The 10,387-nt window shown below is 72.0% G+C and carries 8 protein-coding genes; 1 reads left to right on the plus strand and 7 read right to left on the minus strand.

The window, feature by feature from the left end:
* Nucleotides 1-12: 12 nt before the first annotated feature.
* From ABIB16_RS07135 to guaB, 4 genes are all read right to left on the minus strand, one after another.
* Nucleotides 13-561: a DUF3817 domain-containing protein gene (locus ABIB16_RS07135; protein ID WP_141844125.1), complete on the minus strand. Its 549-nt coding sequence runs from the start codon at nt 559-561 to the stop codon at nt 13-15.
* Nucleotides 558-1,523: an SURF1 family protein gene (locus tag ABIB16_RS07140; protein ID WP_159833389.1), complete on the minus strand. Its 966-nt coding sequence runs from the start codon at nt 1,521-1,523 to the stop codon at nt 558-560. The genes ABIB16_RS07135 and ABIB16_RS07140 overlap by 4 nt, the downstream gene beginning before the upstream one ends.
* A 48-nt stretch (nt 1,524-1,571) precedes the next feature.
* Nucleotides 1,572-2,708 carry a GuaB3 family IMP dehydrogenase-related protein gene (locus tag ABIB16_RS07145; RefSeq protein ID WP_002857600.1) on the minus strand — a complete coding sequence of 379 codons (1,137 nt, stop codon included), beginning with the start codon at nt 2,706-2,708 and terminating at the stop codon, nt 1,572-1,574.
* A 93-nt stretch (nt 2,709-2,801) separates the two neighbouring features.
* Entirely contained in the window at nt 2,802-4,346 is a 1,545-nt protein-coding gene (gene guaB, locus ABIB16_RS07150; RefSeq protein ID WP_063190103.1) for an IMP dehydrogenase, read from the minus strand.
* Nucleotides 4,347-4,531: 185 nt separating this feature from the next.
* Between guaB and ABIB16_RS07155 the strand changes: the two genes are divergently transcribed.
* Nucleotides 4,532-5,965: a dicarboxylate/amino acid:cation symporter gene (locus ABIB16_RS07155; RefSeq protein ID WP_061867093.1), complete on the plus strand. Its 1,434-nt coding sequence runs from the start codon at nt 4,532-4,534 to the stop codon at nt 5,963-5,965.
* A gap of 1 nt (nt 5,966) precedes the next feature.
* Here the strand turns inward: ABIB16_RS07155 and ABIB16_RS07160 are convergent, their stop codons facing one another.
* The 3 genes from ABIB16_RS07160 to groES form a co-directional block, all read right to left on the minus strand.
* Complete coding sequence (locus ABIB16_RS07160; protein ID WP_159833391.1) at nt 5,967-7,922, minus strand: BCCT family transporter; 1,956 nt, start codon at nt 7,920-7,922, stop codon at nt 5,967-5,969.
* A 121-nt stretch (nt 7,923-8,043) separates the two neighbouring features.
* A complete protein-coding gene (gene groL, locus ABIB16_RS07165) occupies nt 8,044-9,651 on the minus strand; it encodes a chaperonin GroEL (protein WP_354436155.1) in 1,608 nt (535 codons plus the stop codon).
* A gap of 108 nt (nt 9,652-9,759) precedes the next feature.
* Nucleotides 9,760-10,056 carry a co-chaperone GroES gene (gene groES / locus ABIB16_RS07170; RefSeq protein WP_002857590.1) on the minus strand — a complete coding sequence of 99 codons (297 nt, stop codon included), beginning with the start codon at nt 10,054-10,056 and terminating at the stop codon, nt 9,760-9,762.
* Between the last annotated feature and the right edge of the window lie 331 nt (nt 10,057-10,387).

The following is a 10,387-nucleotide window of genomic DNA, read 5'->3' on the forward strand; positions in this document are numbered from 1 at the left end:
TAGTCGAGGCGCTCAGTAGCGCCGCGCGGCGTCCGGGAAGCGGTGCAGCTCGTCCCGGACCACGCGGGTCATGCGCTTCTCCACCACGAAGGACAGGAACGGCACGACGCCGCCGCCGGCCATCGCCAGCAGACGCAGCGGCTCCCAGCGCATCAGGGACCACAGGCGGAACGAGGCGAGCAGGTACACCACGTACATCCAGCCGTGGGCGATGAGGATCAACAGGGACAGGTTCACTCCCCCGGTCACGCTGTCCGTGGGGTGCAGCCCCAGGCCGTTGGCGTCCCCGTCCACGGTGGTGCCGCCCGCGTAGAGCTCCACGTGCATGCCGTACTTCAGCACCATCTCCGCCACGAGCAGCAGGAGCATGATGCCGGTGATCCACGCGCACACCACGTAGAGGCGGGTGGCGGAGCGGATCTGCTGCTGGGTGCCGGCGAAACGGCGCTGCTCCCGGCCCGGCCGCGGGGGCGGCTCGGGCAGGTCGGCCTCCGTGATGTCCTCGGGATCCGGCAGGCTCGCCGGGTCCACCGGCTGGGGGCCGGGGCGCTGGGTGCTCATCGGCTCTGCTCCTCTCGGGGCCCACGGGGGCCCGGGTCGCGGGGGTCGGGGCGCGCGGCCCCGTCGTCGTCGTGGTCCTGGCGTGGGTGCGCCGCGGCCTGCGCCGCGACGGCCCGCTCCTTGGCCTCGCGCGCGGCCGCCCGGCGCCGCTCGAGCTCCTCGGCGCGCCACTGCGTGGCCCACTCCTCGTCGAGCCGGCGCTCGTGCTCGTCCCGGAGGTGGTCGTCGCGGACGAACCGCCACCACAGGAACAGGGCGAAGCCGGCGAACAGTATCCACTCCACGGCGTAGAAGACGTTGAGCCAGATGATCTGGGTCTCCTCCGGCTGCGGGGCCACCCACACCGGCTCGAGCCCGCCGGGGCCGGCCGCGCCCGTCTCGGCGCCCGCGGCGTCGACCATCTGGAACGCCGCGACGTACGCCGCGTAGGACGGCTCGTCCCACACGTTCACCAGCTGGGCCGGGGCCAGGCTGCGGTACAGGAGCCGGTCGGCCGTGTCCTCGGCCGCGGCCTCGCGCGGCAGCGGCCCGTCCGGGGGCAGCAGGCGCCCGGTGACGGTGACCTGCCCGGCGGGCGCGGGGTCCACGACGTCGGCGTCGGCCGACCAGCCGCGGACCACCGGGACGACCTCGCCGTCCGGGGCGCCGGCCACCCGCAGGGCCGTGACCGTCCAGTAGCCGTCGCGGCCGTTCAGCAGGCGCGGGCCGACCAGGACGTCCGTGCCGGGCACGAACTCCCCCTCCACCGTGACGACCTGGTCGGCCTGCGAGCCGAGCAGGGCCTCGTAGGGGCGCACGTGCTCCAGGAACGGCACGGCGTGCTCGGTCTGGGTGCGCGGCGGCGGTGCGTTCGTCTCCGCGGACTCGAACTGCCACTTGGACAGCGCCACGAAGACCGCGGCCGCCACGAGGGCCAGCACCAGGGTGGCCAGCCAGACGGGCTTGAGGGCGGTGCGCAGCACGCCGTATCAACTCTTCCGGTCGGGGGTGCCGCCATGCGGCGGCGGGGATCAGACGGTCTGGGTGGGGGTCACGAGGACCTCCACCTTCTGGAAGTCCTTGAGCTCGGTGTAGCCGCAGGTGGCCATGGCGCGCTTCAGGCCGCCCATCAGGTTGGACGTGCCGTCCGCGTGGCGGCCGGGCCCCCACAGGACCTCCTCGAGCGGAGCCACCTGGCCCACGTGGGTGCGGTGCCCGCGCGGCAGCTCCGGGTGGGCGGCCTCGAGGCCCCAGTGCCAGCCGCCGCCGGGGGCGTCGGTGGCGCGGGCCAGGGCGGCGCCCAGGACGACCGCGTCCGCGCCCATGGCGATCGCCTTGACGATCTCCCCCGAGGTGGAGACGCCGCCGTCGGCGATCACGTGCACGTAGCGGCCGCCGGACTCGTCCATGTAGTCGCGGCGCGCCTCGGCGATGTCCGAGATGGCCGTGGCCATCGGCACGCGGATGCCCATGGCGCGGCGCGTGGTGGTGGACGCGCCGCCGCCGAAGCCGACGAGCACGCCGGCCGCGCCGGTGCGCATCAGGTGCAGGGCCGGCGTGTAGCCGGCCGCCCCGCCCACGATCACGGGCACGTCCAGCTCGTAGATGAACTGCTTGAGGTCCAGCGGCTCCTGGGTGGAGGAGACGTGCTCGGCCGAGACGGTGGTGCCGCGGATGACGAACAGGTCCACGCCCGCCGCCACGACGGTGCGGTAGAACTCCTGCGTGTTCTGCGGGGTGAGCGAGCCCGCGACGACGACGCCGGCCTCGCGGATCTGCGCGAGGCGCTCGGTGATCAGATCGGGGCGGATGGGGGCCGCGTAGGCCTCCTGCAGCTTGCGGGTGGCCTCGGTCCCGGCCGGGCCGGCCTCGAGGGCGGCGATCTCCTCGAGCAGCGGGCGCGGGTCCTCGTGGCGGGTCCACAGGCCCTCGAGGTTGAGGACGCCGAGACCGCCCAGCCGCCCCATCGCGATGGCGGTCTCGGGGCTCATCACGGAGTCCATGGGCGCACCGATCACGGGCATGTCGAACGTGTAGGCGTCGATGCGCCACGTGAGGCTGACGTCCTGGGGATCCCGGGTGCGCCGCGCGGGCACCACGGACACGTCGTCGAGGGAGAAGGCCCGGCGGCCGCGCTTGCCGCGGCCGATCTCAATCTGGTTCGTCACCGGGCCAGCCTAGCCCAGGCGCCACGGGGGCGGCGCCGACCGTGTCGTCGGCGCCGCCCCGTCCGGGGGCTCCCCCCGGACCCGACGTGCGGGTCAGCGCGAACGGTAGTTCGGGGCCTCGACGGTCATCATGATGTCGTGCGGGTGGGACTCCTTCAGGCCCGCCGCGGTGATGCGCACGAAGCGGCCGTTCTCCTTGAGATCGGCCACCGTGGACGCGCCCGTGTAGAACATCGTCTGGCGCAGGCCGCCCACGAGCTGGTGGACCACCGAGGCGACCGGGCCCCGGAAGGGCACCTGGCCCTCGATGCCCTCGGGGATCAGCTTGTCCTCGTCCGGCACGTCCGCCTGGAAGTAGCGGTCCTTGGAGAAGGAGCGCGTGCCGTTGCGGGTCTGCATGGCGCCCAGGGAGCCCATGCCGCGGTAGGTCTTGAACTGCTTGCCCTGGTAGAACACGAGGTCGCCCGGGGACTCGGCCGTGCCGGCCAGCAGGGAGCCGAGCATCACCGAGTCGGCGCCGGCCACGAGGGCCTTGCCGATGTCACCGGAGTGCTGCAGACCGCCGTCGGCGATCAGCGGGACGCCCGCGGGGCGCGTGGCCTTGGCCGCCTCGTAGATGGCGGTGATCTGCGGGACGCCGACGCCGGCCACCACACGGGTCGTGCAGATCGAGCCCGGGCCCACGCCCACCTTCACGGCGTCCGCGCCGGCGTCGACGATCGCCTTGGCGCCCGCGTAGGTCGCGGCCTGACCGCCGATGACGTCGACGTGCGCGGCCGCCTTGTCCTTCTTCAGGCGCGCGATCATGTCCAGCACGCCGTGCGTGTGGCCGTTCGCGGTGTCCACCACGAGGGCGTCCACACCCGCCTCGACGAGCGCCATGGCGCGCTCCCAGCCGTCGCCGAAGAAGCCGACGGCGCCGCCGACGCGCAGGCGGCCCTCGTCGTCCTTCGCGGCGTCCGGGTACTGCTCCGCCTTGTCGAAGTCCTTGATGGTGATCAGGCCGGTCAGGCGGCCCGCATCGTCCACGAGCGGCAGCTTCTCCACGCGGTTCTGGGAGAACAGGCGGATGGTCTCGGCGCGCGAGACGCCCTCCTGCGCGGTGATCAGCGGCATGCGGGTCATGGCGGTGTCCACCGTGCGGGTGGCCCACTCCTCGCGCGGGATGAAGCGGGTGTCGCGGTTGGTGATGATGCCCAGCAGCGTCATGTCCTCGGCCACCACCGGCAGGCCCGAGACGCGGTACTGGGCGCACAGCTCGTCCAGGTCGGCGAGCGTGGCGTCGGGGCCGATGGTCACGGGGTCCTTGATCATCCCCGACTCGGAGCGCTTCACGGTGTCCACGTGGCGGACCTGGTCCTCGATGGACAGATTGCGGTGGATGATGCCCATGCCGCCCTGGCGGGCCATGGCGATGGCCAGCGGGGCCTCGGTCACGGTGTCCATCGCCGCGGAGACGATGGGGATGTTCAAGCGGATGTTGCGGGTCAGCCGGGTGCCCGGGTCCGCGTCCGCGGGGATCACGTCCGTGGCGTTGGGCAGCAGCAGGACGTCGTCATAGGTGAGGCCGAAGAAGCCGAAGGGATCCGAGGAGGAGTGGACGGGCTCGGGGCTGGGACCGGTGCTGGTGTTGGTCACGAAGGCGCCTTTCGGGACGGGTGTTTCCGCGATTCTATGCCCGGGGGTCAAACCGGCGACCCGGGTGCGGGCCACATCACAGGACCCCCGCGCTGGGCCACGCGGGGGCGAGACGGACGTCACCACGACGTCACATGGAGCAATCCGTTTCGGCGTCATGGTATTAGACCGCCTAACCTCCCCGGATGAGCACCGCACAGTCCTCCCCCGCACCGGCGCCCCGACGCCGGCTCCCCGCCTGGACGTCGAACTTCGGCTGGCAGATCGCCGCCGCCCTCGTCCTCGGCCTCGTCCTGGGCCTGATCGCCCGCGCGACGGGGCACACCTCCGAGCACCCGACCTGGCTCGGCGAGACGCTGGCCACCGTCGGCAGCATCTACATCAGCCTGCTGAAGGCCACGGTCGTCCCGCTGGTCTTCTTCGCCGTCGTCGCCTCCATCGCCAACCTGGCCCAGGTGACCAACGCGGCCCGCCTGGCCGCCAAGACCCTGCTGTGGTTCGCCATCACGAGCCTCATCGCGGTGCTCATCGGCCTCGCCGTCGGCGTCGTGCTGCAGCCGGGCGTGGGCACCGGCCAGACCGCGCCGGCGTCGTACCAGGCCAAGGACGTCGGCTGGCTCGACTTCCTGACCTCCCTGGTGCCGGCGAACTTCCTCGGCCTGACCGTCAAGACCACGGCGGGCGAGGACGGCGCGCTCGCCTCCTCCCCCACGTTCAACGTGCTGCAGATCCTCGTGATCGCGATCGTCGTGGGCGTGGCCGCGCTCAAGGTCGGCGAGAAGGCCGCCCCGTTCCTCACGTTCTCCCGCTCGGTGCTCGCGATCATCCAGAAGCTGCTGTGGTGGATCATCCGCCTGGCCCCGATCGGCACCATCGGCCTGCTGGGCAACGCCGTGGCCTCGTACGGCTGGTCCACGATGGGCACGCTGGCCAAGTTCGTGGTGGCGATCTACGTGGGCCTGGCCCTCGTGATGCTCGTGGTGTACCCGGTGCTGGCGCGCCTGCACGGGCTCTCCGTCAAGCAGTTCTTCACCGGCGTGTGGCCGGCGTTCCAGCTCGGCTTCGTCTCCCGCTCCTCCCTCGGCACGCTGCCCGTCACCCAGCGGGTGGCCGAGCGCAACTTCGGCGTGCCCACCGGCTACGCCTCCTTCGCCGTCCCGCTGGGCGCCACCACCAAGATGGACGGCTGCGCCGCGATCTACCCGGCCGTGGCCGCGGTGTTCATCGCCCAGTTCTACGGGATCGACATGAGCCTGAGCCAGTACGCCCTCGTGGCACTCGTGTCCGTGCTGGGCTCGGCCGCGACCGCCGGCACCACCGGCGCCACCGTGATGCTCACGCTCACGCTGTCCACCGCCGGGCTGCCCCTCGAGGGCATGGCCCTGCTCCTGGCCGTCGACCCGATCGTGGACATGGGCCGCACCGCCCTCAACGTGTCCGGCCAGGCCCTCATCCCCGCGCTCGTGGCCTCCCAGGAGGGCATCCTCGACCGGGACCGCTACGACGCCCCACGCGGCGACATCTTCGGCGAGGACGAGGAGGAGATCGTCGAAGCCCGCGCCCACGCGACCGCCGACTCCCGCGCCCAGCTCGTCGGCACCCCGGAGCCGCGCGCCTGAGTCAGCGGCCGGACGGGCCTGCTCCGGCGGGCCCGTCCGCGCCGTCCCCGTCCCCCTCGTCCAGGTACTCGCCCAGCACGTAGTCGTCGTCCACGGGGTTCCCGTCCTCGTCCGTGCGGCGGTACCAGTCGGTGATCTCCGCGGCGGTGGAGTCGAACCCCTCGCCGGCCGCGTACCAGCTGCCCGGCGGGGTGCGCTCCACCGTGAACGCGAAGTCGTCCCCGTACTCCACCAGGCCCCGCACCGTCGCCTTCTCGACGGCGGCCCGCTGGTACCGGTCACGGATCGCGAAGGGGTCGTTGGCCAGTTCGCGCTGGAGCGCGACCGCCATGAGGACGAGCACCACGGTGAACGGCAGCGCCGTGATGGTGATGAGGTTCTGCAGGCCGGTGAGCGCGGTGTCGCCGCCGGTCAGCAGCATCACGACCGCGATGCCCGCCATGCACAGCGCCCAGAACACCGTGATCGTGCGGCGCGGGGCCGGGGCGCCGCGCTGCGAGAGCTGCGAGTTCACGATCGAGGCGGAGTCCGCCGTCGTGATGAAGAAGACCGCCAGCATGACGATCACGACCGGGGCCACCAGCCCGCCGCCGGGCAGCTGGTCCAGGACCACCCAGAAGATCTCCGCCGGCGCGGGCAGCGAGGCGGCCGTGCCGTCCAGCGCCACGGAGCCCTGCGTCCGCTGCAGCCAGATGGTGGTGCCGCCGATGATCGTGAACGCGCCGACGATCACCGCGGCCGGGATGAACAGGGCGCCGAGGACGTACTGGCGGATGGTCCGGCCCTTCGAGATCTTCGCCATGAACACGCCCACGAACGGGGCCCAGCTGACCCACCACGCCCAGTAGAAGATCGTCCAGCTGGAGAGGAACTCCTGCATGTCCTCCCCCTCGGCCATCGAGGCGCCGAGGGCGTCCGGGGCGGAGGAGACGTAGTCCATCAGGACGCCGGGCACGATGTTCAGCAGGAACGCCGTCGGGCCGACGACGAAGAAGAACAGCGCCAGCCCGAGGGCGAGCAGCATGTTGATGTTGGACAGCCACCGGATGCCGCGGGCCACACCGGACACCGCCGAGAAGATGGTGCCGATCGTGAGCACCACGATGATCCCCAGCGCCACCGTGTTCCCCGGCGCCGACCACCCCGAGACGATCTCCACGCCGCGGCCGATCTGCAGGGCGCCGATGCCCAGCGAGGCCGCCGTGCCGAACAATGTGGCGATGATCGCGAGCCCGTCGATCAGGCGCGCGCCGACCGAGTCGCTGCGCTGGGAGTCGCCGAACAGCGGCGCGATGATCAAGCTCATCAGCGGCACCCGGCCCCGGCGGTAGGACACGTAGCCGACCGACAGGCCGACGATCGCGTAGATCGCCCACGCGTTCACGCCCCAGTGCAGCGCGGCCTGGGCCAGCGCGCCCGTCACCGCCTCCTCGCTCCCCGCCTCGTACGCCCCCGGGCGCGGGGCCAGGTAGTAGGTCAGCGGCTCGTACGGGCCGAAGAAGATGATGCCGATGCCGATGCCGGCCGCGAAGAGCATGGCCGACCAGCTCGCCGTGGAGTACTCGGGCTTCTCCCCGTCCAGGCCCAGCGGGATCTCGCCGTACCGGGAGAACGCCAGGACCAGCAGGAACACCACCATCCCGATGGCCAGCAGGACGAACAGCCAGCCGGCGTGGACCATCACCCAGTCGAGGGCCGCGCTCGAGACGGCCAGCACGGCGTCCGGCTGCAGCACACCCCACACCACGAAGCCGACCACCAGCAGGCCGACGACGGCGAGGATCACCCGGTCCACGCCGTAGCGCACCCGGCGGTCCTCCACGGACACGCCCGGCACGAGGGCCGGGTGGATGCCGTGCGGATAGGAGAACTCGCGGACGAAGCGGCGCAGCCGGGGCCGGGCCGGGGTCCGGGTCGGGTGGGACCCGGTGGGACGGGGCGGCGTGGGTGTGTCCATGGGCACACCCTAGAGGGCACCCCGGACGGCCGGCGTCTCCCGCCCGGACGACGACGGCCCCTCACCCGGGCGGGTGAGGGGCCGTCGTCGACAGCCGGCCGCGTCAGGGCCGACTCAGGGGTCAGTGCTGGTGGTCGGCCTCGTCCTCCTCGGCGGGCTTGTCCGCCACGAGGGTCTCGGTGGTCAGCACGAGGGCCGCGATGGAGGCGGCGTTGGCCAGCGCGGAGCGCGTCACCTTGACCGGGTCGATCACGCCGTCGGCGATCAGGTCGCCGTAGACGCCGGTCTTCGCGTTGAAGCCGTGGTTCGGCTCCAGCTCGGCGACCTTGGAGACCACCACGTAGCCGTCCTCGCCCGCGTTCTGGGCGATCCAGCGCAGCGGCTGCTTCAGGGCCTTGCGGACGATGTCCACGCCCACGGCGGCGTCACCGGTCAGGGCCTGGACGTCGGCGTCGGTGTCGAGCACGGTCAGCGCGTTGATGAGGGCGGTGCCGCCGCCAGCCACGATGCCCTCCTCGAGGGCGGCGCGGGTCGAGGACACGGCGTCCTCGATGCGGTGCTTGCGCTCCTTGAGCTCCACCTCGGTGGCGGCGCCCACGCGGATCACGCCGATGCCGCCGGAGAGCTTGGCGAGACGCTCCTGGAGCTTCTCGCGGTCCCAGTCGGAGTCGGTCGCGGCGGCCTCGGCCTTGATCTGGGCGATCCGGGCCTCGACGTCCTCGGGCGCACCGCCGCCGTCGACGATGGTGGTCTCGTCCTTGGTGACGGTGATGCGGCGGGCGGAGCCGAGCACGTCCAGGTCGGCCTGCTCGAGCTTCATGCCGAGGTCCGGGGAGACGACCTGGGCGCCGGTGAGGATCGCGATGTCCTGCATCATGGCCTTGCGGCGGTCGCCGAAGCCCGGAGCCTTGACGGCCACGACGTTCAGGGTGCCGCGGATCTTGTTCACCACGAGGGTGGACAGGGCCTCGCCCTCGACGTCCTCGGCGATCACGAACAGCGGCTTGTTGGCCTGCAGGACCTTCTCCAGCAGGGGCAGCAGCTCCTGCACGTTGGAGATCTTGCCCGAGTTGATCAGGACGTAGGCGTCCTCGAGCACGGCCTCCTGACGCTCGGCGTCGGTGACCATGTACGGGGACAGGAAGCCCTTGTCGAACTGCATGCCCTCGGTGACGTCCAGCTCGGTGGAGGTCGTGGAGGACTCCTCGATGGTGATGACGCCGTCGGTGCCGACCGTGTCGAACGCGCGGGCCAGCAGCTCGCCGACCTCGTCGTTCTGGGCCGAGATGGCGGCCACGTGGGCCACCTCCTGGCCCTCGACCGGGCGGGCGTTCTCCTGCAGGCGCTGCTCGACGGCGGCCACGGCCACCTCGATGCCCCTCTTGACCTCGCCCGGCGCGGCGCCGGCGGCGACCTGGCGCATGCCCTCGTTCACGAGCGCCTGGGCCAGCACGGTGGCGGTGGTGGTGCCGTCGCCCGCGATGTCGTTGGTCTTGGTGGCGACCTCCTTGGCGAGCTGGGCGCCCATGTTCTCGTACGGGTCCTCCAGCTCCACCTCACGGGCGATCGTGACGCCGTCGTTGGTGATGGTGGGGGCGCCCCACGCCTTGTCGAGCACCACGTTGCGGCCCTTGGGGCCGAGGGTGACCTTGACGGTGTCGGCGAGCTTGTCGATGCCGGCCTGGAGGGCGCGGCGTGCGTCGTCGTTGAAAGCCAGCTGCTTGGCCATGACGGACGCTCCTTTCGTTCAGGGAGTCAGGGGGTGCGGGGACGCGAGGGGCCCGGGGCGCGCGCACCGGTGCGGTGCGCGCCGCTCACCGGGCCCGTCGCGGCGGGGTCACTTGGTGACGACGGCCAGCACGTCGCGGGCGGAGAGCACCAGGTACTCCTCGCCGCCGACCTTGACCTCGGTGCCGCCGTACTTGGAGTACAGCACCACGTCACCCTCGGCGACGTCGACCGGCACGCGGTTGCCGTTCTCGGCGACCCGGCCCGGGCCCACGGCCACGACCTGGCCCTCCTGCGGCTTCTCCTTGGCGGTGTCCGGGATCACGAGGCCCGACGCGGTGGTCTGCTCGGCCTCCAGGGGGCGGACAACGATGCGATCCTCGAGGGGCTTGATGGAGACAGACATGCTGCACACTCCTTCTTCGTCGACGTGCGGCTCCGGCGGGCTCGCCGGTCCGCTGATGCTGTGGTCTGCGGGTGCGCCACGGGCGTCAGACCCTCCGTCGTCGCGGTGCCGGACGGTCCACCTCGGGCATTGGCACCCGGTACCCCCGAGTGCCAGTGCCGACTCTACTCCGGGTTCTGGCACTCCTTCAACATGAGTGCCAGCCGTGTCCCCGCCGTCCGCCGTGGGCGGAGGGCGGTCAAGCCCCATGAAGTGGTGTAGCGGCTGATTCCTTCGTTGGGGTTGTCAGGCGCTGAACTCGAGGGCGGGCGCGGTGTCGGGGTTCACCTCG

It is taken from the genome of Micrococcus sp. UYEF5 (assembly GCF_040546065.1).
Lineage (GTDB): Bacteria > Actinomycetota > Actinomycetes > Actinomycetales > Micrococcaceae > Micrococcus > Micrococcus luteus.

Coding starts and splice junctions, on each gene's coding strand:
- ABIB16_RS07135 (WP_141844125.1), bottom strand. CDS start 561: ATGAGCACCCAGCGCCCCGGCCCCCAGCCGGTGGACCCGGCGAGCCTG.
- ABIB16_RS07155 (WP_061867093.1), top strand. CDS start 4,532: ATGAGCACCGCACAGTCCTCCCCCGCACCGGCGCCCCGACGCCGGCTC.
- ABIB16_RS07160 (WP_159833391.1), bottom strand. CDS start 7,922: ATGGACACACCCACGCCGCCCCGTCCCACCGGGTCCCACCCGACCCGG.
- groL (WP_354436155.1), bottom strand. CDS start 9,651: ATGGCCAAGCAGCTGGCTTTCAACGACGACGCACGCCGCGCCCTCCAG.
- groES (WP_002857590.1), bottom strand. CDS start 10,056: ATGTCTGTCTCCATCAAGCCCCTCGAGGATCGCATCGTTGTCCGCCCC.